Annotated in this window: 23 protein-coding genes and 1 tRNA gene; 8 read left to right on the forward strand and 16 right to left on the reverse strand. The window is 55.9% G+C overall.

Translation table 11 applies throughout. The features are described from left to right. Positions 1–2 precede the first annotated feature (2 nt). The 4 genes from GSQ86_RS04295 to GSQ86_RS23305 are packed head-to-tail and all read right to left on the reverse strand — an operon-like array spanning position 3 to position 2,579. Entirely contained in the window at positions 3–560 is a 558-nt protein-coding gene (locus tag GSQ86_RS04295; RefSeq protein WP_158748727.1) for a hypothetical protein, read from the reverse strand. Then, complete coding sequence (locus tag GSQ86_RS04300) at positions 557–1,048, reverse strand: methylated-DNA--[protein]-cysteine S-methyltransferase (RefSeq protein ID WP_216841010.1); 492 nt, start codon at positions 1,046–1,048, stop codon at positions 557–559. Before GSQ86_RS04300 ends, GSQ86_RS04295 begins: the two co-directional genes overlap by 4 nt. A gap of 44 nt (positions 1,049–1,092) precedes the next feature. Continuing rightward, positions 1,093–1,983: a DNA-3-methyladenine glycosylase gene (locus GSQ86_RS23300; protein ID WP_254062136.1), complete on the reverse strand. Its 891-nt coding sequence runs from the start codon at positions 1,981–1,983 to the stop codon at positions 1,093–1,095. Continuing rightward, the gene (locus GSQ86_RS23305) at positions 1,902–2,579 is read right to left on the reverse strand and encodes a bifunctional transcriptional activator/DNA repair enzyme AdaA (RefSeq protein ID WP_254062137.1); all 678 of its coding nucleotides are present in this window, start codon (positions 2,577–2,579) and stop codon (positions 1,902–1,904) included. Before GSQ86_RS23305 ends, GSQ86_RS23300 begins: the two co-directional genes overlap by 82 nt. 189 nt (positions 2,580–2,768) lie before the next feature. Between GSQ86_RS23305 and GSQ86_RS04310 the strand changes: the two genes are divergently transcribed. Together GSQ86_RS04310 and GSQ86_RS04315 are read left to right on the forward strand one after the other, a co-directional pair. Further along, positions 2,769–3,779 (forward strand): sensor domain-containing diguanylate cyclase, encoded by a 1,011-nt coding sequence (locus tag GSQ86_RS04310; protein ID WP_158748729.1) that lies wholly within the window; start codon positions 2,769–2,771, stop codon positions 3,777–3,779. 662 nt (positions 3,780–4,441) lie between these two features. After that, positions 4,442–5,353, forward strand: coding sequence for an energy transducer TonB (locus tag GSQ86_RS04315; RefSeq protein WP_158748730.1), 912 nt, complete (start codon positions 4,442–4,444; stop codon positions 5,351–5,353). A gap of 132 nt (positions 5,354–5,485) precedes the next feature. On the opposite strand, the gene GSQ86_RS04320 is transcribed toward GSQ86_RS04315, so the two are convergent. Continuing rightward, positions 5,486–5,575: transfer RNA gene (locus GSQ86_RS04320), tRNA-Ser, on the reverse strand. 210 nt (positions 5,576–5,785) lie between these two features. On the opposite strand from GSQ86_RS04320, the gene GSQ86_RS04325 reads away from it, so the two are divergent. Next, entirely contained in the window at positions 5,786–7,105 is a 1,320-nt protein-coding gene (locus GSQ86_RS04325) for an MATE family efflux transporter (protein ID WP_254062138.1), read from the forward strand. A gap of 429 nt (positions 7,106–7,534) precedes the next feature. Here GSQ86_RS04325 and GSQ86_RS04330 read toward each other — a convergent pair whose 3' ends face one another. From GSQ86_RS04330 to GSQ86_RS04350, 5 genes are all read right to left on the reverse strand, one after another. Continuing rightward, on the reverse strand, positions 7,535–8,764 hold the full coding sequence (locus GSQ86_RS04330; RefSeq protein WP_158748732.1) for a nucleoside permease: 1,230 nt from the start codon (positions 8,762–8,764) through the stop codon (positions 7,535–7,537). 298 nt (positions 8,765–9,062) lie between these two features. Further along, entirely contained in the window at positions 9,063–9,437 is a 375-nt protein-coding gene (locus tag GSQ86_RS04335; RefSeq protein ID WP_254062139.1) for a glycosyltransferase family 47 protein, read from the reverse strand. Continuing rightward, positions 9,434–9,982, reverse strand: coding sequence for a hypothetical protein (locus tag GSQ86_RS04340; protein WP_158748733.1), 549 nt, complete (start codon positions 9,980–9,982; stop codon positions 9,434–9,436). Before GSQ86_RS04340 ends, GSQ86_RS04335 begins: the two co-directional genes overlap by 4 nt. 89 nt (positions 9,983–10,071) lie before the next feature. Then, positions 10,072–10,998: a malate dehydrogenase gene (mdh, locus tag GSQ86_RS04345; RefSeq protein ID WP_158748734.1), complete on the reverse strand. Its 927-nt coding sequence runs from the start codon at positions 10,996–10,998 to the stop codon at positions 10,072–10,074. Between the two features lie 80 nt (positions 10,999–11,078). Next, positions 11,079–12,479, reverse strand: a complete 1,401-nt coding sequence (locus GSQ86_RS04350) for an NADP-dependent isocitrate dehydrogenase (RefSeq protein ID WP_158748735.1) — start codon at positions 12,477–12,479, stop codon at positions 11,079–11,081. 269 nt (positions 12,480–12,748) lie between these two features. Here GSQ86_RS04350 and GSQ86_RS04355 point away from each other — a divergent pair, with 269 nt between their 5' ends. Continuing rightward, positions 12,749–13,876 carry a Gfo/Idh/MocA family protein gene (locus tag GSQ86_RS04355; protein WP_254062140.1) on the forward strand — a complete coding sequence of 376 codons (1,128 nt, stop codon included), beginning with the start codon at positions 12,749–12,751 and terminating at the stop codon, positions 13,874–13,876. Here GSQ86_RS04355 and GSQ86_RS04360 read toward each other — a convergent pair. Next, positions 13,873–14,148 carry a YtxH domain-containing protein gene (locus GSQ86_RS04360; protein ID WP_158748736.1) on the reverse strand — a complete coding sequence of 92 codons (276 nt, stop codon included), beginning with the start codon at positions 14,146–14,148 and terminating at the stop codon, positions 13,873–13,875. The two genes, GSQ86_RS04355 and GSQ86_RS04360, sit on opposite strands and share 4 nt — an antisense overlap. A 236-nt stretch (positions 14,149–14,384) precedes the next feature. Here GSQ86_RS04360 and GSQ86_RS04365 point away from each other — a divergent pair, with 236 nt between their 5' ends. Then, a complete protein-coding gene (locus GSQ86_RS04365; protein ID WP_158748737.1) occupies positions 14,385–15,953 on the forward strand; it encodes an NAD(P)/FAD-dependent oxidoreductase in 1,569 nt (522 codons plus the stop codon). A gap of 70 nt (positions 15,954–16,023) precedes the next feature. Here the strand turns inward: GSQ86_RS04365 and GSQ86_RS04370 are convergent, their stop codons facing one another. Next, complete coding sequence (locus tag GSQ86_RS04370; RefSeq protein WP_158748738.1) at positions 16,024–16,821, reverse strand: TIGR00282 family metallophosphoesterase; 798 nt, start codon at positions 16,819–16,821, stop codon at positions 16,024–16,026. A 126-nt stretch (positions 16,822–16,947) separates the two neighbouring features. Between GSQ86_RS04370 and GSQ86_RS04375 the strand changes: the two genes are divergently transcribed. Next, a complete protein-coding gene (locus tag GSQ86_RS04375; protein WP_158748739.1) occupies positions 16,948–17,364 on the forward strand; it encodes an Rrf2 family transcriptional regulator in 417 nt (138 codons plus the stop codon). 21 nt (positions 17,365–17,385) lie between these two features. Here GSQ86_RS04375 and GSQ86_RS04380 read toward each other — a convergent pair whose 3' ends face one another. Continuing rightward, positions 17,386–17,799: a VOC family protein gene (locus tag GSQ86_RS04380; RefSeq protein ID WP_254062141.1), complete on the reverse strand. Its 414-nt coding sequence runs from the start codon at positions 17,797–17,799 to the stop codon at positions 17,386–17,388. 39 nt (positions 17,800–17,838) lie between these two features. Between GSQ86_RS04380 and GSQ86_RS04385 the strand changes: the two genes are divergently transcribed. Further along, positions 17,839–19,884: a spermidine synthase gene (locus GSQ86_RS04385; RefSeq protein WP_158748740.1), complete on the forward strand. Its 2,046-nt coding sequence runs from the start codon at positions 17,839–17,841 to the stop codon at positions 19,882–19,884. Here GSQ86_RS04385 and GSQ86_RS04390 read toward each other — a convergent pair. Both GSQ86_RS04390 and GSQ86_RS04395 read right to left on the reverse strand, forming a co-directional pair. Continuing rightward, a complete protein-coding gene (locus GSQ86_RS04390) occupies positions 19,878–20,936 on the reverse strand; it encodes a hypothetical protein (protein WP_158748741.1) in 1,059 nt (352 codons plus the stop codon). The genes GSQ86_RS04385 and GSQ86_RS04390 overlap by 7 nt on opposite strands. An 87-nt stretch (positions 20,937–21,023) precedes the next feature. Beyond that, complete coding sequence (locus GSQ86_RS04395; RefSeq protein ID WP_158748742.1) at positions 21,024–22,340, reverse strand: lipopolysaccharide assembly protein LapB; 1,317 nt, start codon at positions 22,338–22,340, stop codon at positions 21,024–21,026. 293 nt (positions 22,341–22,633) lie between these two features. On the opposite strand from GSQ86_RS04395, the gene GSQ86_RS04400 reads away from it, so the two are divergent. Further along, a complete protein-coding gene (locus tag GSQ86_RS04400; RefSeq protein WP_158748743.1) occupies positions 22,634–23,347 on the forward strand; it encodes an SDR family oxidoreductase in 714 nt (237 codons plus the stop codon). A 48-nt stretch (positions 23,348–23,395) separates the two neighbouring features. On the opposite strand, the gene GSQ86_RS04405 is transcribed toward GSQ86_RS04400, so the two are convergent. Further along, the gene (locus GSQ86_RS04405) at positions 23,396–25,996 is read right to left on the reverse strand and encodes an ABC transporter permease (RefSeq protein WP_254062142.1); all 2,601 of its coding nucleotides are present in this window, start codon (positions 25,994–25,996) and stop codon (positions 23,396–23,398) included. Between the last annotated feature and the right edge of the window lie 92 nt (positions 25,997–26,088).

Here is a 26,088-nt window from a genome sequence, read left to right on the forward strand (position 1 = left end):
GTCTAGTAGGTATTTGTTTTTTCCAATTCGTCGAGAGAATACGGCGAAGCGTTTTGCTGAAACCATTCCATAAGAGAAGCTTCATCCACAGATCCCCATTCTGCCAGAAGAACTGAGAGCTTTTCGATGAGCGGTCCATCTTTTTTGATCAGACGCGAAGCCAGCTTATAGCCTATCCGTGCGAATGCATTAGTCTCTTGAACTGACGCGACCAGATTCCACGCAACAGCGGTCTCGCGAGAATCTTCGGATGCCGCCATATCGGCCTTCATCTCTGCGCGGAGGTCATCAGTGATATTCTCAAGATGTTCTTGATCTATAAGACCTCCGACGTAAACAAGAGCAAAACTTCGATGGATTAATTTTTCGTCGTCGCGATAGGCTTCTCTCGCTTGCTTCCAATCGCAAACTACGCCTCCGTGCGCATTCGAGATTGCGTCCAGCGCAATTCGTTCGACACGGAAACCCGCGCGTAGCGCGACGATGGCGTGAGCAGCAAGATGTCTGGCTGTACGGGACCGTTGCTCTGATTCTTTAACGACATTTGGGGGAGACGTCATGTCGGAATCCTCTTGCTGAACAGGTTACAGTCTTTCTGCTCCAGATCGAGCAGATGCGCTTTCGTTTCGAGGCCACCTGCGAAGCCCGTAAGTTTTCCGGACGACCCAATCACGCGATGACAAGGCACGATAATTGATATTGGATTTCTTCCGTTCGCTGCTCCAACGGCCCGTGTCGCACGCGGGTTCCCGAGCTGTTTCGCAAGCTGTCCATAGCTTCTTGTCTCGCCGAATGGTATCGCGAGCAAAGCCTCCCATACATCTTTCTGAAATCGACTGCCTTGCATATCGAGAGCAATGGAGAACTCTTTTCGTTTTCCAGCGAAGTATTCTCGCAGCTGGCCTTCTGTTTTAACAAGAATAGGATGTTGCTCGTCCTCAACCAGATCGTCGAGGCGCACACGGTGTGGCCGGTCGTTTTCCCATAAGATGGCGGCCAGACCTTTGTCGCTTGCGACGAGTTTCAGCTTTCCTACCGGCGATTCCATTATTTTCCAGGCGAGACTCATAGTCGTATCCCCTCTCGTTCGAATTAACTTGGAACATACGGGCGGCTTCCGCCCGCAGCCCAAAGGTGCTGCGCCGCGTAGGCACGCCATGGCCGCCATGATTCAGCGCGGCTCAAGAGATTTGCAGGCGTCGTTTTTTCTCCCTCTATAAAAGCCGCACCGCGGAGCAGTCCAATATCAGTGACCGGGAAAGCGTCCATCTCGCGGATAGCGCGCAGCGCAATATACTGTGCCGTCCATTCGCCGATACCGCGAATAGACCGCAACCGTGCAACTGTCTCTTCGATATTGCCAAAGGGACGAAAGAGATTCGGATCGCCAAATGCCGCCTCAGCTACTGCCTTCAATGCCGACAAACGAGCAGCCGGCATGCCCACCCCAAGCGAGGCAGCCGAGGCCAGCCGCTTCGATGTAGGAAACACGTGTGACAAATCGTGATGGATGAGAAAAGACTTCGGAACAGCGCGGCCGTGGAGAGCGACAAGTTTACCCGCCAATTGGCGTGCAGCGGCAACGCTGATTTGCTGGCCCAGGACTGCGCGTATTGCGGTTTCAAAACCATCCCAACCGCCGGGAGCTCGCAACCCGGGACGCTGCGCCACGAGCGGAGCAAGCACCGGATCGCCGGAGAGATGAGCGTCGATCGTTTCGATATCAGCTCCGAGATCGAAGACCCGTCGCACCCTGGTGACGATGGCTGGGAGCGACCTGACATCCGGAAAGCAGATCCTGACACCGAGACTTTGCCGATGCGGAAGATGCCTCACCTCGATGCTGCCGAATGTTCCGTCCACGTCAACAGTACGCAGATAACGCTCATCCTCCACAACTTCTAGGCCCGGAATCGCGCGCGCCCGCAGGAAGTCGAGCATACAGTCCCAGTCATATGGCGGACGGTAGCGAAGTTGAAGCACACCACATCCTTCTCCGCATCCTTTGCAGCGTTCTTCCTGCGCAAAGCGCTGGGAGCGCGATGGAACAGATCGCGAAATGTTTCGTTAAATCGTCGTAAGCTGCCGAATCCAGCGGCCATCGCAACCTCAGTCATCGGCATGCGGGTTTCATGAATAAGCTGCTTCGCGAAAAGCACGCGGCGGGTCTGCGCAACCGAGATCGGAGACGCTCCCAGATGCTGCAGGAACAAGCGTCGTAATTGACGCTCGCCCAATCCCAAACGTCCGGCCAGTTTTTCAACGCCGTTTCCATCGCCATCCAGGGCGCCTTCTGCGATAAGCGCCAGCGCACGAGAAACCGTATTCGAAGTTCCACGCCATGAAGCCAGATCGGGAGCCGTCTCCGGTCGACAGCGAAGGCATGGTCGAAAACCTGCGTCCTGCGCAGCCGCAGCCGAGCCGAAAAAATTGCAGTTCTGAAACTTCGCTGTACGTGCCGGACATATAGGGCGACAGTAGATACCTGTCGATGTAACCCCGACGAAGATCAGGCCGTCAAAACGCGCGTCTCGGCTCTGCAAAGCGCGATAACCAACTTCACGAGCGGGCAGTTCCATGTTTCAATCTTCGCACTTGCTAAAAGATTAACTGGCGGTTTTCGGACATGAATGGTTGGTGCGCCATGCACCCGCCGAATGAAATACCCGTCGATGTCGCCCTGACTTTAGATCTGGGCCACCGCCATCTGGACGATATAATTTGCTATCAATATCCCATCTGTGCTGATCGACAGGCCCAAAGCTGGTATGCGGACGAAACGTCTCTGGAGTAAGCCCCTCACTCTTTTCAATGCCGTCCTTGCTCGACGCCCTCGCACGGCAACCCCAATCGCCATCACCAGTCACGCCCGATTCTTCGCCGCAGCCGAATGCGCTCTGGACGATTTCTACATCTTCGACGGCATCCCCGATACCTCCGGCACAATCCTCGACTTCACCTTCAGCTACATCAACCCTAACGCCGAGCGTCGACTCGGCATGCCTCGGGAAACCCTCTACGGCAAAATCCTCACTGAAGTTCGGCCCTTCATGATCGAATCCGGCCTCATTCACAAATACCGTGAGGTCGTCCGCACCGGAACTCCCTACACCTGCGAAGTCTACATCGATGACGAAATGATCAAGGCCACCTGGCTCAACGTCCAGGTCGTCAGGCTCGGCAACAACAGCATCGCCGTCACCAGCCGCGACGTCACCGAGCACCGCCGCCGCTCCGATCACATCCACTATCTTGCCCATCACGACCATCTCACCGGCCTCGCCAATCGCATGCTGCTCCACGAGCGTCTCCGCCAGGCTGTCCTCCGCGCACAGAACCACGGCCAGAAGGTCGCAGTCCTCCTCATTGACATTGACCACTTCAAACAGATCAACGACTCACTCGGCCACGCCGACGGCGATGTCCTCCTCGCCACTGTAGGGCAGCGTCTGCTCTCCTCCGTGCGCGAGTCCGACACAGTAGCGCGCATGGGTGGAGACGAGTTTGTCATTATCATGCCCGAATTCCGCACCCTGCAGGACATCATGCACTGCGGCCAACAGATTATCCGCAACACCGTGCAGCCTGTTGAGATCAGCGGACGAAACATAAGCCTGATCCTCAGCGTCGGCGTCTCCGTCTTTCCCGAAGACGGCTGCACCGCCGAAGAGCTTCTCCGCAACGCCGACGCCGCCATGTACAACGTGAAAGACACAGGCCGCAATAACCTACAAACCTTCGACGAAAGACTTCTGCCCGCACGCCGCACAACCGCCTGAGCTGCCCTCTATGCGGCGCTACGAGGCCGAATCTCCGATAGAGCCTGCGTCTTCGCCAACCTCAGGCCATAGTCATTCTGAAGCAGTTTGGATAGAAGCATCATTAGGCAGAAAGCATTAGGAAGAAGCATTATGTAAAAGCATAAGGTAGAAGCACCGGGCTTCAGCCCGGTGAATAAGCGCAGAAATATATGGGGGCTTTAGCCCCGGCACACTTCAAACCTTTCGCTGCCGATCAGATCCCAAACCCAACGAAATCTCTTAAAGAGATTTGTCATCCCGGCCGAAGCGGAGGGACCTGCAGTTTTCTTCCAGCCCAAAATATATGGGTACCCATGTCTCGCTTCTGAGACACGGGACTGCTCTATCCCACATCTTTACAATGTGAAGTCCCCAACGCAAAAACTGGGCCACCCGCCAGTTCTAATATCGCTGTCACACCTTATCCACATCACGATAAAACGCCGTCATTCTGACGACCGAAGGTAGGAAGAATCTCAAGCCAAGCTGGGTCGCCGATTCTTTCGCCATGAGAAATAAACTTCTTTTAGAATTATTGTGGGACTAACTGATGAGATGCTGAAACGAACGCATCCCGGAACGTCTTCGTGACGCTAAAAGTATTTGGCGTAAGGCCATATTAGACAGTATGAGGAAATTTGGTGGATCGTTTTCAGGCTCTCGTAATCTTGGCAGTGGTTTTTCTTTCAACAATTGGATCCGCAGCAAGCCAACCCCTTGATTCCGAATTGAATGCTCGACTGGTGGGAAAACCTCTGTATCTGCGAGGATTTTGGTCTGCCGACAGATTAGACTTCGATGGGACAGGAAAGCTTCTGAATAAATCGCCGGTTGGCCCAATTACGCTTAGCGGCGTGGACGTGAAAAGCGTAGCGCTTCAAGGCAATTCGCTCATTATTCATGGGAACCGAGTGACGCTCGTGGCAACGGAGGATGGAAAACAGGGATTAGAAAGAAAGATGATCTCCTCGACAACTCAGATCTGGCCGTCATTTCGACATGGCGACAAGAGCAATTTTCATGCCTCTGAGGAGGTCCAGATTACCGTGCAGAAAGATTCTAGAGAAACTTTTGACACGGCTCTCGCTAACATTTTCGCAGATGGATTAGAGCAACTTGCAACATCGGTGCCGCCCTATTGGAAGTGTTATGCAGCGAATTACTTTGTGCCACCTGCGATCAGTGAAGATGCAGAAAAGAAAGTGAACCAGTGTGTCAACGTGATGGCCAACGGAAGTGACGAGGATGAGGATGCGCAACATGCCTACTCGGTTGGCGGTTCAGTGTTACCTCCGACAGCGACCGTTTACACGTCACCCAAATATTCAGGAATTGCTGGCGAATTAATGGTGAGTGGCTCCGTTGTAGTACATATGAGGATCGGCATCGATGGTATACCCGTAGGTTTGCAAGTGGTGCGAGCCATCGGCGCTGGTCTGGATGAGGAGGCATTATATGCGGCTTCTCAAGATCGATTTAAACCGGCTACTCGGGACGGAATCGCAGTCCCAGTGAATATCAACATTGCCTTTCGTTTTGCATTACACCAATAAGCTCATAGGATACGTTTGAGCTTGTATTGAAAACAGAGGGGTTGAGCTGTTGCTTAATAGTTTCGCGTGTAGAAAGTGAGAGCTACAGCGTTCGAACGTTCAGATTATCGAAATGAAATAAGAGAATTTCTATGGCGGAGAGAGTGGGATTCGAACCCACGTTAGAGTTTCCCCTAAACACGCTTTCCAAGCGTGCGCCTTCAGCCACTCGGCCATCTCTCCAGTAGGAAGGTTCTTACTAAAGTTAACACATTCGACCCGCTCGAATCTCTCACGCGCGCGGCGGAGAGAGAGTGGGATTCGAACCGACGTTAAGAACTTCCCGAATACCCTTTTCTTCCGCCCGCTATTCACCATCTCACCCATCCACCCCGCATTCGCTACACTGGCAGGATGCCCGTCCACACTGAAAAAACACGATGGAAGAGCGAATTGCGTTCGCTGCTCGCGCTTGCCATCCCAGTCGTTTTCTCTGAGCTGGGATGGATGTCCATGTCCATCGTGGACACCATCATGGTGGGCCGTCTCAGCGCCGAAGCCATCGGCGCCGTCGGCATGGGCAACGCACTCTATTACGCGCCCGCGCTCTTCGGCATCGGCATTCTGCTCGGGCTCGATACGCTCGTCTCGCAGGCCTATGGACGCGGCGACTTAGACGAATGTCATCGCTGGCTCTCGCAGGGCGTCTACATCGCGCTCATCTTCACGCCCTTTCTCATGCTCTTTCTCTGGGCCGCGCCGCTGGTCTTCCCGTATCTCGGCACCAACCCCACTGTCAGCGCGCAGACCACGCAGTACCTGCGCATGCTCAACTGGGGCACTTTACCGTTGCTCCTCTACGCCGCCTTCCGCCGCTATCTTCAAGGAGTCAAGCGCGTCGGTCCCGTCACCTTCGCGCTCATCTCCGCCAACCTTATCAACTGGGTAGGGAACTGGGCGCTCATTTACGGCCATCTCGGACTGCCGGCCATGGGCGTACGCGGATCGGCGCTTTCCACCTGCCTCGCCCGCGTCTACATGGCAGGCGTGCTCATCTTCGCTGCCTGGAAAAACGAAGCCGGACGCGGCCACTCGCTCTTCGAACACTGGCCAGGAATCGCCCTCGAGCGTATCCGCAGCCTGATGAAGCTCGGTGTTCCCGCCGCCGGACAGATCGTCATGGAAGTCGGAGCCTTCGGCGCAGCCACCGTCATGGCCGCGCGCCTTGCCCCGGCAGCGTTAGCCGCACATCAAATCGCGCTCAACTGCGCCGCATTTTCTTATATGGTCCCGCTGGGAACATCGGCAGCCGCAGCCGTCGCTGTCGGCCACGCCGTCGGTGCCGGAGACGGCCCATGCGCCCGCCGCGCCGGATGGCTCGCCCTGATGCTCGGCGTCAGCTTCATGGCCTGCTCCGCCGTCGTCTTCCTCGTCGCACCGCACGCTATCCTCATCATCTATACCAATCAGGCTGACGTAGTGCGCATGGGCATTCCGCTACTGGCAATGGCCGCCGCCTTCTCGATCTTTGACGGCATCCAGACCATCTCCACCGGAGCGCTCCGCGGCCTCGGAGAAACCCGCGTGCCCATGCTGGCGAACTTCGCCGGCTACTGGATCTTCGGCCTCCCGCTCGGCTACGTCCTCTGCTTCTGGCACGGGAAGGGAATCATCGGCCTATGGACCGGCCTTACCTTGGCTCTCATCTTCATTTCCCTCGTACTTCTCTTCCAATGGTGGCGCGACTCCTCCAAGCTGCAATCGACTCTCTAACCGGCCGTCATCCTGAGCGCAGCGGAGTCGAAGCGACCTGCGGTTTTCTTTTATAAAGCGTTGCAAAGCAACGCTGGGTAGAAGCACCGGCCTTCAGGCCGGTGAATAGAACAAGCCCGCAAAAAGGGGCTTTAGCCCCGGGCTTGCCGAGAACCTGTCAATAAATAATTTATATTTACCATCGTAAATAGCTGAAAAATAGATGCAATCGTGACAACGACAATTGGCAGAGAATTACCCCTGAAAAGGTTAAAATAAAACTATCAGAGCAAACATTCAGCGCTGAAGAGGACCCCCTGCTAAGTGATTGAAAACCCTAGAACCGATCTAACCCAAGCAGAATCAATAGGATAGCGGGGGATGATACCCCGCTAAGTCGTTGAAAACATTAGAAAAGAGAGACAATTGGGAGGGGGAGGGGGTATCCACCTACCCGACGCTCCCAACCGCCTCGGGTTCCCGAACAGGAATGTCCTGATCCTTCTCCTTAAATGTGAAGAAGAAAGCCACCAGCACCACCGCCGAGCAGGCCCCGGCAACAAACCAGATCGACCGCCAGTCATGCGTGGCAATTGCCGAAGTCGAAGGTAGCGTGTACCGGTCAACCACATATCCCGACAGCCACGATCCCACCAGCATGCCGGCTCCATAAGTAATGAGCGTAATCAACCCCTGGGCAGCCGCCCGCAACGCCAGCGGCGACTTGCGATCGACATAAATCTGCCCTGTGACAAAGAAAAAGTCATAGCAGATGCCGTGCAGTAGAATTCCAAGCCACAACATCCACATGCCACTGCCTGCATTGCCGAAGGCAAACAACGCGTAGCGCAGCGCCCATGCCGACATGCCAGAAATCAGCATGTATTTGACGCCAAGCCGCCGGAAAAACCACGGAATAAGCAGCATGCAGAAGAGCTCGGACATCTGTCCACCCGTCATCTTGCCGGCAGCGTTATGCACTCCAGCCTCATTGAGGAAGAGATTGGTAAACGCGTAGTAGAACTGCAGCGGAATACAGATCAGGAACGAAGCCAGCGCGAAGATGGCAAACGAGCGGTCCTTAAAGAGCCGCATGGTCTCGACCGGAAAGATATCTTTCGCGGTAAACGCCGTCGACTTGGCCAGCGGCGGAGTATCCGGAAGCGTGAGGCTGTAAATAGCCATCAGAAGGGAAGCCGCAGCTGCGAGACGCATGGGCATCGACGTAGCCTCCAGCCGCAGGCTGCCGATTAGGAGTCCAGCGCAAATCCAGCCAGCCGTTCCCAGTACCCGGATCGGTCCGAACTCAATCTTAGGGTCGCGCATCTGGCGAAAGGCTAACGAATTGGTCAGAGCCATGGTAGGCATGTAGCACAGGGCGTACAGCAGCACCAGGACATAGACCGGACCAAAAGTAGTCTGCGATGAGGCAAAGAATAGAAGGACCGCACCCAGAAGGTGAAGCGCCGCCAGAACCTTCTGGGCAGCAAAAAGCCGGTCGGCGATGAGCCCGACAAAGAAAGGAGAGACGACAGCCCCAACCGCGGTAGTCCCGGCTACCAGCCCGATCTCGCCACCGGAAAAATGCAGTGTGCGTCCCAGCCAGGTGCCGACGGTGACATACCAGCCGCCCCAGATAAAGTATTCAAGAAACATCATCAGGGCGAGCCGGATTTTCATGCAGGTGGCATCCTCGTGAAGCTGGAAATTTTCATCTCCGATCATACACAAGCAGGTGGACGCCTGAACGCGGTTTAAGCGCTTAGTGGAATATCGGGCTTAACAGGTGTTTTTTCAAGGAGATCGCCTTAAGAAATTGAAGTATTCAATACAGAACGAATCGCTGGACACGAGTTTTTGTCAGGCAGAGTAGGATAGATCGCAAGAAAGACTCGATAAAGGTCGCCCCTCGCTTGCCCCCGGCCTCGCCCCCCGCTAGTTTACGTCCGATAACGGATATTCTGTTAAGTGAGGTAGCTTACCAGAATACCCTTCCATAGAGCTTATAGAGATACTTCTTGCTAATCATGTATCGCCGCATGTCAGACGGCGAGGAAACGATATACCTCAAGTGATAGATCCGCCGCAGCGCTCCATGCACTTTCCGCTGCGCCAGCATGTCTAAGCAAAGTTCGGCAACGCGGTGGAAGCGCACTTCTTCTGAGAACCATTTCTCCCATTCGGCGCGCGCCCGCTGACCCATTTCCGCCGCGCGAGGCTTCAACCGCTCCAGCAGTGCCGGTATTTCTGCGACATCCTTCTCGGGCACGAAAACCGCGAAAGCATCCCAGTCGACGCCCTCGTTTGGGATCCATTCGTCAGCAAGAATGATGCAGGCCCGGCCCGTCTTCATGGAATCATAGAGCCGGATACTTCCGGGTCCGCGTCCGCGCGGGCACAGGCTGAAATTCGGTAGCTTTCCTTTGCGCTATCCAATACATAAATATCTGGCCTTTGATAGCTACAAATCTGCTCACGAACGGGATGGGTATCGCTGGAACCAACGAAGCCCGCGAGATATTTTTCGTTTCCGTCTATTGGACGGTGATCGACCAGCGGATTTTCCGGGAGAAGATAAAAGCCAGTCCGTGTGTGTTCCGGCGAATAGTGTTTTTTGCGCAGCGACGCGAACACCCCCGGAATCGTGGGACGTAAATGATCCGCTGAATCGAAGAGAAAGCTCTTCTCTGGATATTTGCGATACAGAGGATGTGCACGAACTCTCTCCGAAAAGTCGCCACATGTCCCCATAGCGACGTAGAGGATGATGTCTGCCTCTTCGTAGTCGTTAGTCAGGGAGTGTATTTTGAAACGGTCCTGAGCCGCGCTGGCCCTTAGAGCACGGACGGCGAACTGCTTATTCTCATCGTATTCCAGTAGATCGTCATCGACCGACAAGATCGAGATTCTCGCCATGCGTCGAAGTTAGCACAAGTATCCAGCTTGCCAAAACAATAAGGCCCACAAAAGCGGGCCATATTAATCGATTAAACGCCGATAACAGCGCACAGTTCCTTCACTGCTTCAGCGCTCTTCTTGAGTGCTGCGTCTTCTTCGGCGGTCAGCTTGATCTCGATGATCTGCTCCAGGCCGCGTGCGCCCAGTTTGCATGGAACGCCGACATAGAGACCGTCGATTCCATACTCGCCCTGGAGATAGGCTGCGCATGGCAGGATTTTCTTTTTATCCTTGAGAATGGCTTCGACCATCTCCACTGCCGCTGCCGAAGGCGCATAATATGCGCTGCCGGTTTTGAGGTGCTTGACGATCTCGGCGCCGCCGTCACGGGTGCGTTGCACCAGCGCTTCCAGCTTCGTCGGCTCGATCAACTCGGTAATCGGGATTCCGGCGACCGTCGAATAACGCGGCAGCGGAACCATGGTGTCGCCGTGTCCGCCGAGCACAAAAGCGGTCACATTTTCGACTGAAACCTTCAGTTCTTCCGCGATAAAGGTACGGAAACGGGCCGAATCGAGCACGCCGGCCATTCCGATGACACGCTCACGGTTGAACTTGGCCTGCTTGAATGCAGCCTGTGCCATGGCATCGAGTGGATTGGAGACGATAATAAGGATGCAGTTGGGCGACGCTGCCGTAACCTTGCTGACCACGTCGGACATGATCTTGTAGTTGGTCTGCAGCAGGTCGTCGCGGCTCATACCGGGCTTGCGCGGAATGCCCGCCGTAATCACTACGATGTCAGAATTGGCCGTGTCAGCGTAATCGTTGGTTCCGGTGATCTGGCAGTCACGCTTTTCAATGGGCATGGCTTCGAGCAGATCGAGGCCCTTGCCTTGCGGGATACCCTCGACTACGTCGATCAGAACTACGTCGGCGAGTTCCTTCGAGGCGATCCAGTGCGCCGCCGTGGCGCCTACATTTCCCGCACCTACAATTGTTACCTTCTTACGCATACTTCTCCTTCTCTATGAACTATTGTCGCATTGAGCGCAGCGAAGGATACTGTTCGCTGCGCCCCAGGGAGACTGCTTCCCTACATGTTCCCGATCATCCGAGTTGCAAATTCGCTGGTTTTGACTTTGGTTGCGCCCTGCATCTGGCGCTCGAAATCGTAGGTCACATACTTCTGCTGAATCGTCTTCTCCATAGACGACTCGATCAGCTTTGCAGCCTCATGCCAGCCAAGAAATTCAAAGAGCATCACACCGGAAAGAATCACCGAGCCGGGATTGATGACGTCCTTATCGGCGTATTTTGGAGCGGTACCGTGCGTAGCCTCGAAGACCGCAAAACCGTCGCCAATATTGGCTCCGGGTGCAATGCCGAGGCCGCCAACCTGCGCCGCGCAGGCGTCGGAGATGTAGTCGCCATTGAGGTTCGGGCAGGCCAGGACGCTATATTCGTCGGGCCGGATGATGACCTGCTGGAAGATGGAGTCGGCGATGCGGTCGTTGATAAGAATCTTCTTCTTCCACTGACCACTGCCGTGCGACTTGCCGATCGAATCGAGCACGCCCTTGATCTCGGCGTACAGTTCTTTGCGAAAGTCTTCAGAACCGAACTCCAGTCCCGGCTCGATGAGCGCAGCATTTTGCTCGACGGTGAGATTCGGATTCGTTTCGTGGTTGCCGAGAATCCAACTCTCGCGTTCGGTCACGATTGCGTCGCGGAACTCATCGACTGCAACCTCATAGCCCCACTCCCGGAATGCGCCTTCCGTGAACTTCTGAATGTTGCCCTTATGCACGAGTGTGACTGACTTGCGGTTGTTCTCGATCGCGTGTTTGATCGCATAGCGCACAAGACGCTTGGTGCCGGTAATGGAGATGGGCTTGATGCCGACGCCTGAATCTTCGCGGACCTTCTTCTTGCCGCCCTTCAGCATGTCGTTATTCAGGAAGTCGATCAGTTTTTTCGCCTCGGCAGTTCCCTCTTTGAATTCAATGCCGGCGTACACGTCTTCAGTGTTTTCGCGGAAGATGACAACGTCGAGCTTTTCCGGATACTTCACCGGGCTGGGCACGCCCTGGTAATACTTCACCGGACGCACGCAGGAATAGAGATCAAGAATTTGACGTAGCGCCACGTTCAGCGAGCGGATACCTCCGCCGACTGGCGTCGTCAGCGGCCCCTTGATCGAGACACGCAGATCACGCGCGGCGTTGACCGTATCGTCAGGCAGCCAGTTCTTGAATTCGCGGAATGCCTTTTCGCCCGCGTAAACCTCAAACCACTTGACCGAGCGCTTGCCGCCGTAAGCTTTCTCTACAGCAGCATCAAACACGCGTTGCGATGCACGCCAGATGTCGCGTCCGGTGCCGTCGCCCTCAATAAAAGGAATGATCGGGTGATCTGGCACGTCGTACTTCCCGTTTGCATACTGAATCGGCTCGCCATCGGTGGGCAGAGCTTTCCCGTTATACGTCGTCTGCATGTGTCTGGATATCTCCCAGCTGGATAAGAAATGAGGACCGCAAGATTTAATTCCCTTTGAGGCTAACACCCGCTGAAGACGAGTGGCAATTGAGCCTTCTATTTAGCAATATCGCGTGCGGCGCGGTGATGGCCATGCTTACGACAGAATTTTCAACGCACAGCGGTAAAGGCGTTTAGCAACAGCTTTTTTTGGGCGAAAATTTCGCTTTATTTGCGACAAAGTATTTCCCGGCGATTACAATTCCTCGTGGAATCGATACCACTTTTATGACATCTATGACATCGCTTAAAAAACTCGCCTTCCTGGTCGCCAGCTTTTTCATTCCAGCCGTCAGCTTTGCGCAGTCGCAGCCGGCGCCCCTGCGCGTTGCCATCTACGGGCTCGAACATGGCCACATCGGAGGATTTTTTCATCAGTTTCCGAATCAACACGACGTGGAACTGGTGGGCATCGTCGAAGCAGACAAAGCTTTAGCTGATCGATATCAACAGCAGTTCCATCTTGATTCAAGCCTCTTCTACACGTCGCTCGATCAGATGGTAAGCGCCCGTCATCCTCAGGCACTCCTCGTCTATACCTCTGTAGGCGATCATCGCAAAGTGATCGAACAGGCAGCGCAGCATGGATTGAGCGTGATGGTGGAAAAGCCGCTGACCATCTCACTCGACGACGCGCTCGCCATCCGCCGCGCTGCGCGTGCGCACCATATTCAGGTGTTGGTGAATTATGAGACCACTTGGTATTCCAGCAATCGTGCGGTCTATGACCTCATTAACCAGGGCAAGCTTGGAGATGTGCGAAAAGTCGTTGTGCACGATGGCCACGAGGGCCCGAAAGAGATCGGCGTGCAGCCTGAATTTCTAAAGTGGCTTACGGATCCGGCAACAAATGGTGCGGGAGCTCTCTATGATTTTGGCTGCTACGGCGCTGACCTGATGACCTGGTGGATGCATGGCAAAGCACCGATCAGCGTGACAGCCGTCGCTCAAACGAATAAGCCTGAAACCTATCCGCGAGTAGATGACGACGCAACCATCATTCTCCAATATCCAGGAGCACAGGCTGTCCTCATGCCGTCATGGGACTGGAGCTTCGCCCGCAAGGATTCTGAAATCTACGGAAACAAAGGTTATGCCATCACCGTTGGACTCACAAAACTGCGTCTTCGTTTTGTTGGCGAGAAGCAGGATAGTGAAACCACTGCAGAACCTCTGACGGCCCCACAAGATACTTCCCTCCACTATCTGGCAGCCGTAATGCAGGGCACGTTGAAGCCCGACGGCGATCTCACCTCGCTGGATACAAACATGATCGTGATGCAGATTCTGGACGCGGCGCGCGAGTCGGTCCGCACCGGGCGGACCGTCAAGCTCAAGCCGTTACCGGAAAATTAAACGATCTGCTGGACACGCTTCGCAGCGGCATCATATACGCTGCTGGCCGTGTCAAACGCATCTTCGACCGCGCCCTTGCTGACCTTATAGGCCTTATTGGCGCGGTCGCTGATCGTGTCAGCGGTGTCCTTAACGTAATCACCCGCATCTTCAAGCCTGCGGCGCACCTGTTTTCTGGTTTTTTCGCCTGCCTGCGGAGCGTATAAGAGCGCTACTGCTGCGCCTGCCACTACCCCAATGGTAAATACCGCCCAAAATTTCGCTGGATTCATGATTTCGCTCCTTGGAATGAGTCTACTTGCAATGAGATACGCGATCCGCCAAAGAGGTTGCTGGTAGACCGCCGGGGAGCGGTTCGCGTCTATTAAAATAAACTAGTTAGGACGCTATCCGCGCAAGAGCCGGAACTGGCAGTAAGCAGATCACGAATGACGAATTGTTTTTTCCCCCTTAGCACCAGCCCTTGTACTTCCCTCCATCTTCTCCCCTTCCTCACCGGATGCAGTCGATGAACGAGAGACCGACCGCCCTCATTATCGGCGCGGGCCCCGCAGGTTTGACTGCTGCGCTCGAGTTTCTCCGTCGCTCGGATATTCGCCCTATCGTGCTTGAAGCAAGCCAGGAAATCGGCGGGATCTCGCGCACGGTGCGTTACAAGGGCAACCGCATGGATATCGGCGGCCACCGCTTCTTCTCTAAATCTGACCGCGTCATGAACTGGTGGACAGAGTTGATGCCGGTCAGTGCCGAAGAAAACGGTGATGGCGAGCATGCGATTCGTTATCAGAATAAGGAGCGCAAGGTCGCAACTGCCGAGGCTGGCTCCGACTCTGATCTCGTCATGCTGGTGCGACAACGCAAGAGCCGCATCTATTTTCTGCGTACATTTTTTGATTATCCGCTCAGCCTCAGCGGCAGGACGCTCCACCAGCTCGGCACGTGGCGCATGCTCAGGATCGGAACCAGCTACATTCGCGCAAGACTGTTTCCCCGCAAGCAGGAGGTTACGCTCGAAGACTTCCTCATCAATCGCTTCGGCGAAGAGTTGTATCGTACCTTCTTCAAGTCCTATACGGAAAAGGTCTGGGGAGTTCCCTGTGATCACATCAGCGCCGAATGGGGAGCGCAACGCATTAAAGGTCTTTCGCTGCGCTCGGCCCTGGCGCACTTCTTTCAGAAGGCTTTCAGCCGCAAGCAGGCGTCAGATATTGCGCAGAAGGAAACTGAAACTTCCCTTATCGAAAAATTTCTCTACCCTAAATACGGCCCTGGCCAGCTTTGGGAGTATGTAGCTGAGTTAGTTACACAAAAGGGAGGCTGCGTTCAGCTTGGCTGGCGCGTCAATCGCCTGCATGTCGAGAATGATCGCGTGGTTGCAGTTGAAGCAGCGAATGCTGCTGGTGAGACGCGCCGCTTTGCCGCCGATTATGTCTTCTCGACGATGCCGATACGCGAGCTGATCCGCAGCCTTGATGTCTCCGTGCCAGAGGAAATTCAAGCCATCAGCGACGGCCTTGTCTATCGCGATTTTCTCACCGTCGGCTTATTGGTGAATAAGCTTTCCGTGACTGAGCCCGATGGCTCGCCGCTCAAAGACACCTGGATTTATATTCAGGAGCCTGACGTGCAGGTAGGAAGGCTGCAGATATTCAACAACTGGAGTCCATATCTTGTGGCCGATCCGGACAAGATGTGGATCGGCCTTGAATACTTCTGCTATGACACAGATGAGCTATGGCACATGCGCGATGAAGAGATTAAGAAATTTGCCATCGCGGAAATAGAAAAGATCGGAATTCTGAAATCGGAAGATGTGCTCGATGCTCACGTCGTTCGCGTGCCTAAGACCTACCCTGCTTATTTCGGAACCTACGACCGCTTCGATGAAATCATTCGTTATATGGATCGATTCGAGAACCTGTTCCTGGTAGGCCGCAATGGCATGCACAAGTACAACAATCAGGACCACTCCATGCTGACGGCAATGACTGCGGTGGACAACATTATTGCCGGAAACATGGATAAGCATGAACTGTGGGAGATCAACACTGAGCAGGAATATCACGAAGAAAAGTGACCTGCCGTTTCTTGTTCCGGAAAAGAGAAGCTGTTCCCGCAGAAGGTACGCTTCTCTCCAGCTATAAAAGTCACTCTCCCAGTAGTAATCGCTGCGTACTGAACGCACGCCCTGTAGATCCGTCACATTCGATAAGAGTAGCCGCCATTCTCGGATCGCCCTTGGCTGCTTCAAATTTCGCGGGCATGCCGGTAAGAAATCGCTGAAGTACCAGCTCTTTCTCAACGCCGATGATGCTGTCATACGGTCCGCTCATGCCCACATCTGTTTGGTACGCAGTGCCGCCGGGCAGCACACGATCGTCGGCAGTAGGCACATGCGTATGTGTTCCCAGTACAGCGGTCACGCGGCCATCCAGATACCATCCAAGCGCAGCCTTCTCCGAGGTCGCTTCGGCGTGAACATCCACCAGAATTACCTTCGCAGTAATCTGTTTCAGCATCGCATCCACCACGCGAAATGGATCATCGCTCGACGCCATAAACACGCGTCCCTGCAGATTGATGACCGCGTACTCCTGTCCTGAAGCGAGCTGGCCCTGATAAAAGCCATGCCCCGGCGTTCCGGCTACATAGTTCGCCGGCCGTATCACTCGACGCGGACGCTCGTGGCTGTCCGCAGGCACAGACTGCATGTATTCAATAATCTCGCGCTTGTCCCACACATGGTTGCCCGTGGTCAGCACATGCGCTCCCAGATCGAACAGCTCCTCGGCGATCACAGGCGTAAGTCCAAAGCCGCCCGCTGCATTCTCGCCATTAATGATGACCAGATCAACTTCGCGCTGCTCGATCACATGGCGTACGTGTTCCCGCACAATGCGCCGCCCGGCGCTTCCAAAAACGTCTCCTACAAAAAGAATCCGCAAAACACCTTCCTCACTAGATAAGAAATTTTGATGCTAGCACGAGGCCAATGTGAATACGTGACTGTTGCAGGCGCAAATGCCTGTTTTGCGATTCGGATTCGAGAAAACCTATGGTAGCGTGGCAGTATGGCCGTCAATACCCGATTCGCAACCGGCGTCCACGCCTTGCTTCTGCTCGCTGCCGAACCGGATGTACTGCAGACCTCAGAAGATGTGGCACGCAAGCTCAACACAAACCCGGTCGTCATCCGGCGTGTTTTTTCTTTGCTGCAACAGGCCGAGCTGGTGGAAAGCCAGAAGGGGCCAAGCGGTGGTTCGCGTCTTGCGCGTTCGGCCCGGGACATCACTCTGGCCGATATTTACCGCGCGCTCGATCCGGGAGATATTTTCCATACAGCATCGGCTTCCGCTACCTCTACTAATAAATTAAGCCATGCATTGCAGCAGGCGCTGAAAGACGCACAGAAAGCCCTTGAAAAAGAGCTTGATCAAACAAGCCTGAACCAGCTCGTCAAAAAGTCCGGCAAAAAAGACAAGCACTGAGCCACTTCCCTGCTTGCGCTTTTATAACTGAGCAATACTTAGCAGGTTGCCGTCCGGGTCCTGGAACCAGGCGATTTTCGCGCCTCCCGGAGCCTCCCACACGCCGTCGTCATCCTGTGACACGTGCGAATACTTCTCCGTGCGCACACCGGCAGCGGCCAGTGCGCGCACTGTCGCTGAAGCGTCCGCCACCTGCCAGCCCAGAACTGTATGCGGCTGCGGATTCACCTCTTTCACCGGCGTCACCCGCAGCATGATGCCGCCAACATCGAAAGCCAGCGCAAAGCCGTCTTCGTGCAGCAGGGTTAAACCCAGCGTGTCGCGATAAAAAGCGCGCGCTTTATCAGCATCGCTTACGCCCACAAACGCCATGATCTTTTCATGTCCCAGCATGGTCACCCCAATCTTTCCTGGATGAGTGTAGACCAGAATCATAAAAGCGGCGTAGGCTGAAGAAATTCTGTTCAGACCCTCATGGCTCTGCTCACCTTTCTCTACGCCTCGGTAGTGTTTCTGAGCGCGTTTCTACTTTTCCTCGTACAGCCCATCGTTGCCAGGCAGCTCTTACCGGTGCTCGGCGGATCGTCGGCGGTATGGAGCACCTGCCTCGTCTTTTTTCAGACGGCTCTGCTGCTCGGCTATTTTTATGCGGATCGAGTCGCCACCCGGCTGCGCCCGCGGCATCAGGCAATCACGCATGTCATCCTGCTCGCCGCTGCCCTGGCCTCGCTTGGAATGCATATACGCCCCAGCGCATGGGCGGCCACATGGCATCCCATGCTTACCGTTCTCGGTCTGTTGGGCCTGATTATCGGACTGCCATACTTTGCCCTCTCCGCAACCACCCCGCTTCTGCAGTCCTGGTATACCCGCAGCTTCCACGCGGACCGGCCCTACCGCCTTTTCTCGCTCTCGAACGCAGGCGCGCTGCTCGCCCTCCTGCTTTATCCGGTGTGGGTCGAGCCGCATCTTGCCCTCAGGATGCAGACACGCCTCTGGTCAAGCGGCTTTTTTCTCTTTGCCGTGCTCTGCGGCGGTATCGCCTGGAGCATCCGCCAGACACTGCCCGACCACCGCCTTCCACTGCCGGAGGCTGAACCTCCGAAGGAAGCGATTTCTCCGCAGCGCCGATTGCTCTGGCTTCTGCTGCCCGGATGCGCCTCACTCCTGCTCTGTGCCTTCACCAATCACCTCAGCCAGAATGTCGCCGCCATTCCCCTGCTTTGGATTCTGCCGCTCTCCGCCTATCTGCTCAGCTTCATCATCGCCTTCCACTCCCCGACCGCCTATCCGCGCTGGTTTATGCTGCGGCTTACAGCCTGCACCCTCGGCATCCTTGGCTATCTCGTGCACGACGTGCACGGAACCCTGCCAGTTCCAATTTCCGTTCCGCTCTATTGCTCATGCCTGTTCGTGCTCTGTTTCTTCTTTCATGGCGAGCTCTATCGCCTGCGCCCGGCAGCCGCCTCGGCGACTGATTTTTACCTTTCCCTCTCGCTCGGCTCCGCCCTGGGATCGCTCTTTGTCGGAATCCTTGCTCCGAACATCTTCCGCGCTAACTATGAGTTGGCCATCGGCCTCGTCCTTGCCGCTGTCCTGGCACTCGTTGTCAGCTGGAACTTCGGCTTTATGGCTCGGATATTCTGGAGCGCCGGAGCTATCGCATTGATCTGGGTGGGAATGGCGCAGGCGCGCGCCTGGCGACAGGACGCTCTTCTACAGCTGCGCAGCTTTTACGGAACGCTGCGCGTTACGCAAACCCATTGGCCGCCGGAAGCCGACACCACGCGCACCCTTTACCACGGCACCATTCAGCATGGAGCCCAGTTCTTCGGCAATGGCATGCGCATGCAGCCGGCATCCTACTACGCGCCATTCTCCGGCGTCGGACTCGCGTTGCGCCTCTGCTGCGAAGGCAAGCCACGTCATGTCGGCATCGTCGGCCTGGGCGCGGGAGCATTAGCCTCCTACGGGCAGCCGGGCGACACCTTTCGTTTCTATGAGATCGACCCGCTCGTCGAGCGTATTGCGCGCAGCCTGTTCACTTACTTGCGTGAAACCCCGGCCCAGACCAGCGTCGTTCTCGGCGATGCCCGCTTTTCGATCAGCCGCGAGCAGGGTCCTCCGTTCGATGTACTGATCGTCGATGCCTTTTCCGGCGACGCCGTCCCCATACACCTGCTCACGCAGCAGGCTTTGCAGCTTTATCGCAGGCACCTTACGCCGGACGGCATCATTGCCTTCCACGCATCCAGCCAATATCTCAACCTGGAACCGGTCATCGCGCGCGAGGCGCAACAGGCAGGCATGCGCGCCATCATCGTCCATTCCAAAGCTGATCTGTATCACGGCATCTTCATTGCCGATTGGATCCTGCTGACCAACAACCAGCGATTTCTCACTCAGCCTAAAGTCACGCAGGCCAGCCAGCCTCTGCTGCCCCGCCCCGGAATCGACCTCTGGACGGACGACTACTCGAGCGTCCTGCCGATCTTGAAATGGCAGCTGCTTCCCTACTGAGGCTGCGAATCAGGAATGACCGTCGGTGGAGGAGGCGCGGGAATCACCTTTACAGGCGGAGGCGGCGCATCCGGCATGATTCTCACTTCCGGCTCCTTCGCCACACGAATCTGCTTTGCCTGCGGTAGCGGCCTCGGCGCGATGGCCTTTGCCTCCGGCGGCGGCTGTGCCGGAATTGCCTGAAGCGCCGGGGTAGGAGATTGGGGAATCACGTCGGCCTGAGGATGAGAGGCAGGAATCACTTTCACCGGTGGCGGCGGCGCTGCAATGGGCGACCCCGTAGGCGGCGGAGTATCTGCTACCTCTACCGGAGGAGTAAAGGAATGGGTATCGGCCGAGGCGTTCACGATGCGGCCGGCCTTGTCGTAATTCACGCTCCAGGCCGTATACTGCGTCGGAGAAATGGGCGCCGCGAAACGGACCTCCTCGCCTGCGCCGTCGAGTGTCGCGCGCAGCATGGGCGACGAAGTCGGAATCAGGCGCAAATCCACTTCGGGACGATTCGGTATCTGCGGCTGCGCTCCGGTCATTTCGGCGTAACAAACGGAAAGCAGAAGCCACTGCCCGCTTACCTGGCTGTTCGCCTGCGCCACGTCCGCAGGCACCATCTGGTTGAACAATTGAAAATTCCGGGGATTCTTAGCGGCAGGCGTAAATTGAGTCGCGCCATGCGTCAACACCGGCACGATGCGAACGCGCCCCGCGCTGCGCGGAACCAGCGCCACAAAAAGCGAGTCTGCCCCTGCCGCATCTTTGCTTGAATAGCGCAGCATCAGCGAATCCGGCATCAGCGGGCACACTGACTGCTCATAGCTCCAGTCATTGCTCTTCATCTCATAGCCGTAGAATGTCGCCGCTGCCAGCAATTCCTGGTTGCGTGCGTTGAGAAGCGCCGCGTCCTCAGCCTTCATCTCTGCGGAAGAACGATGTTCCAGCAAAAGATACAGCAGCTTTTCCTGTGCCGGATCGCCATATACCGGAGTCACCTGCGCGGTCAGCGGCGAGCGCAAAAACAGGAAGGCTACAGCGAGTGCAAACCCGGCAAATCTCATCGGCTCCTCGTGATCACCCTTCTATCCTACAGACAACAAAGGCAGCCCGTGAAGGCTGCCCTTGCTGTTTATAGGTTTGTCCAGCTGTTATCCCTGTGTGTGGTGATGCGTGGTGGTTGCCGGACGCTTCGCCGGGGTCTTCTTCGCGGGCGCCTCGCCATCCTTCAGGATGATCATAGCCGGGTTCTGCGTGTAGGAATCGAACGTGCCAACGTAGGTTGCGTTCGTGCCAGCAGTAGGAATGTCCTTGAGCGGGGTCTTCATATTGATCGTGAAGTCCGCTTTTTGCGACTGCTTGGCATCGTCGGAAACTGCAAGCTGCACGCTGTCGGCAGTTGCCGAAACCACAGTTCCCGGCACTTCCGCCGTCACGTCTTTCAGAACATCCCAGACTTTGCCCGCGTCTTCAGGCGTACCGTTGGCAAGGATGAATTCCTTGTCAGCCAGCGCCAGCGTCTTCAGGTCAGGAGTGCTCGTCACAGCCTGGTGTGCCAGATCCTGTGGCGAAGGCGGTGGCGGAGCTGCAACCGGCTTATAGGAATCCGGCGGGAAGAGATTAGCCTTGGCAAGCTGCTGAATGTCCGAATATCCGTCCGGATTTGCCATGCAGGTGGCATTCGTCGTTGCGCAGTGGTACTTCTTGTACCAGTACTCGGCGGCCTTTTCGATCTGGTCCTTGTAGCCTGCGGGAGCGAATTGCGCAGCGCGAGTCAGGAACCAGACGCCGTTCACAAGATCCTTTGGATCTTGCTGTACATAGGCGTTACCGAGGTTATAAGTCGCCAGCAGGCCAGGGCCCGACTGGGTCTGCGTCGGATCGGTGTATGCCTTCAGCTCAGCCGTATAGGCATCGATTGCGGCCTTGTAATCCTTCTTGGAGTTTGCATCCGCAGCAATGGCGCCTTCAAAGATCGGCGTCGTCGCAGCCTTCAGCTTCTGGTAATCGGCATCGGAAAGCGCCGGAGGCTTGGGAGCAGCCAGGGCCTGCTTGGCCTTGGCAGAAGCGTCATCCAGCTTGGAGGGGTCTTTCTGCTCCATGTAAACCACGATGGTGAGAGCCCGCAGGCTGTTTGGATTCACCTGCAGCAGACGGTTCGCGGCATCGAGTTCCTTGTCGCCCTGCCCAGCTTGTTCGTAGGCCGCCATCAGCTGTTCCAGCATCTCTTCCTTCACCACGCTGTTCGGATACTGCTGGAGGAACTGCTCGACCGCCTGAGCCTTTGCCGCTGGAGAAGATTGCCCCACGGCGTTAGTGTAAGCGTTATATTCAGCCGGATCTTTAATCGTGATCTGGCCGGATTGTGCACCCTGAGTTTGGCCATCATCCAACGCCAGGGCAGCAGGCAGACAAAATGCAGCGCCGGTGGCTACTGCCAACACGGAAGCAACGACGACTTTCTTCATTCAACGCTCCTAGGAAAATTCCTGAATAATTGCTCGATGCGGATTGGAGGGTGCTCCAATCGCATTGAAACATACCAGACCGCTCTTCCGGAAATGTTCATCTGTTCAATGCGGTTGTGCTGAATTATAGAAACCAGCAGCTATCAGTGACAAGTAATCGGTTTTTACAATTCCGTCAATGCGAAAATGTGATGCCATAACCCACCAAACGGTTGACCTCGTATTTTCTGTAGATATGAAGACACCGCACCCGCATCAAAAGTGCCTGAGAACGCAAAGGGAGAGAGAACACAATGGAGCTTACAAGTCAGGTAGCAGTCGTTACCGGAGCCGCGCGCGGCATCGGCGAAGCCATCAGCAAACGCCTCGCCTCGATGGGAGCGACGGTCATTCTGGCGGCCCGCGATATCACCCGGCTTGAGCGTATACACAATGAAATTACGGCTTCTGGCGGTTCAGCGCAAATCGCCCAGCTCGACCTTCTCGATGAACAGTCCATCGCAAAACTCGGGGAGCTATTGCAAACCGCCCATCATCGCTGCGACATCCTCGTCAATAACGCAGGCGTCGGCGTCCCCAGGAAACTCCTGCATGAGCTTCCTGTCAGCGAGTGGGATCAGATCATAGGGACAAATCTGCGCGGCGCCTACCTCATGATCCGGGCCGTTGCCCCGCTCATGATTGACGCCAAATTCGGCCACATCATAAATATTTCCTCTCTCGCCGGACACGTTCCCCTGCCTAATGGAGCCGCCTATGCCGCCTCCAAGTGGGGCTTGAATGGGCTGACCTATTCCGTCGCGGAAGAACTGCGCCCACACAACATACGCGTCTCCGTCATCGCACCAGGTTCTACGAATACGCACTTTGAAGGCCGCGGCGACAAGAAGGACCCCAACAAAAAAATTCAGCCCAATGACGTTGCCCACGTAGTAGCCATGCTGGTCACACAGGCTCCGCAGTCCTTTGTCAGCGAGGTGCTACTGCGTCCCACGCAGAAACCCTGATTGCGCCACCGAAGATATTCACGCCACCCAACGAAATTTAACTGGCCGTCATTCTGCCCTGAGTGCCTCGACCGGATTCACCGCCGCCGCTCTCCGCGCCGGAAGATAACTGGCCAGCAGCGCCGCCACAGCCAGCACCACAGAGACGCCAATCAGCGTCGGCGCATCCCACGCACGCACGCCGAACAGCAGCTTCCGCATCAGCATCGTCACCGCCAGCGAAACAACCACGCCGCCGCCAATCCCAATCACGGTAAGCCGCCCCGCTTCCCACATCACCAGTCGATACACTGACCCGCGCTGCGCGCCCAACGCCATACGCACACCAATCTCACGCGTCCGCTGGCTCACCGAATACGCGATGACGCCATACAATCCCACCACGCCCAGCAGCAGCGCCAACGCAGCAAAGCCACCCGTCAGCCACGCCGCCGAGCGATGGAGATAAGCCGACGGAGAGTCATGGATGCGCTCCTGCATCGTCGCCGCGCCGAACGCCGCAATCGTCGGATCGATCTGGTGAATGATCGAAGTCAGCGCAGGAAGAATCGACCGCTCATCCTGTGAAGTGCGCACCACGAGAGAGAAGAAGGTCGCAGGGCCCTGGTTATACGGAACATACATGGCGCTGCGCGAAGCGGCGTCCAACTGCCCTTCCTGCAGATCCTTGACCACGCCAACAATTTCGACGTGCTGATCGCCATCGCCTAAGCTGATCGCCATGCCCACAGGATTCTCGCCACGAAAATACTGGGTTGCCATCGCCTCGTTGATGATGACAACTTCCGGTTTCGATTTATCCTCATCCTCTGCAAAGTAGCGCCCGCGCAACAGCTGCGCCTGCAGCGTTGAGAAATACCCGGAGCTCACCTTTCGGATGGCAACTTCCATATGCTCGCCGTGGGATGGGTGCCCTACTATCTGGAATCCGGTTGTCCCATCGCCATCCCCAATAGGCAAAGTGGTGGAAAGCCCCGCCGATTTCACTCCCGGCAACGCTGAGATCCGGCTGATCATCTGCCGCTCCAGCGCAATCCTCTGCTCATCTTTCTGGTAGGTGTTGGGTTGTGCGCCAACCGTCAGCATGGCTAGATGATCGGACTGTAACCCGATATCCACATGCAGCAGCCGGTAAAAGCTCTGCCCCAGCAGCCCGGCGCCTACCAGCAGCACCATCGCAGTCGTCAGCTCAATCACCACCAGGTTCGAGCCGAAGCGCCGCCACATCGTGCTCGCATGTCCACGTCCGCCCTCCGTCAACCCTTCGCGCATCTCAGCCCATGACAACTGCAGCGCCGGAGTCAGCGAGAACAGCACCGCCGCCATCGCCGAAATGGCGAAAGCGAACAGCAGCACCCGCGCATTCAATCCAAGTCCCTGTAGATACGGCATAGTGGCCATCATGTCTTTCGGAATGTAGTGGGCAAAAAGATGCATTCCCCAGTACGCAGCCGTCAGGCCCAGCACGCTTCCCGTCGCCACCAGCACCAGCCCTTCGGTTACGAATTGACGGATCAGCCGCATCCGCGACGCGCCAAGCGCTCCCCGCACAGCGATCTCGCGCCTCCGGCTCTCAGAGCGCACCAGCAGCAGGCTTGCCACATTCACCGTGGCAATCAACAGCAGCAGCGCTACGCCGCTCAGCAGCACCAGCAGAACCGGCCTGATGTCGCCAACAATTACCTCGCTCATCGGCAGCATGAATGCCTTCTGGTCGCGGTTTGAATCCGGATATTGCCGCGCCAGCTGATCGGCAATCCCTTTGATATTCGCAAAGGCTGCGTTAAAGGAAATCCCGTCCTTCAGCCGCGCCACTCCGAAAAATCCATGACAACCCCGGCAATCACTGATGAAATCCTGCAGGGTCGTCCAGTAGTCCGCAGGCTCCGCCGGAGCGAAATGAAAATCGCGCGGCAGCACGCCGATAATCGTGTTCGGCTTGCCGTCGAGAATCACCGTCTGCCCCAGAATATCTTTCCGTCCGCCATAGTGCCGCAGCCACGCGGAGTAGCTCAACAAAACAGCACGCGGCGAATTTTTCTGATCTTCGCCCTGACGAAAATCCCGGCCAAGCACCGGAACAACCCCGAGCGTGCGAAAGAATCCATCGCTCACACGCGCGCCAACCGCCTGTTCCGTTCCGGTTGAAGTGCTCCGCATGAAGCCATACGGCGCGTAAACATCCAGCGACTGGAACACCTTGTTCTCCCGCTTCCAGTCCACATAATCCGGATAGGAAAGATGAAAGCGCGGCCCCAGCGGTATGCTCTCAAACAGCACTACCAGCCGGTTCGGATTTTTGTACGGCAGCGGCTTAATCAGCGCCGCATCCACAAAACCGAAAATGGCAACGCTGGCCCCAATGCCAAGAGTAAGAATCAGAATCGCAGTAGCAGCGAAGCCCGGGTTCTTCCGCAGTTGCCGCAACGCAAAGCGAAAATCCTGCAGCGCTCCCTCAAACCAGAATCCGACCGTCTCATGAGCCTGATCCCGTAGCTGCGCATCATTCCCAAATCGCCGATTCGCTGCATGTCGGGCATCCTCAGCTTTCATGCCATCGGCTAGAAATTCTTTCTCCGCTTCCTCCCGGTGAAAGCTCATCTCTTCCTCCAGTTCACGGTTGAACTGTTCGCGACGAACGAGAACCATCAATTTCCGCAACTTCCGACTGGCCAGACTCATGCCATTCCAACTTTCTATCTATCCGATAGCCCGATAATTCCCCTACAAAAAGCCCGGGT

The sequence above is a fragment of the Acidobacterium sp. S8 genome, assembly GCF_009765985.1.
GTDB lineage: Bacteria > Acidobacteriota > Terriglobia > Terriglobales > Acidobacteriaceae > Alloacidobacterium.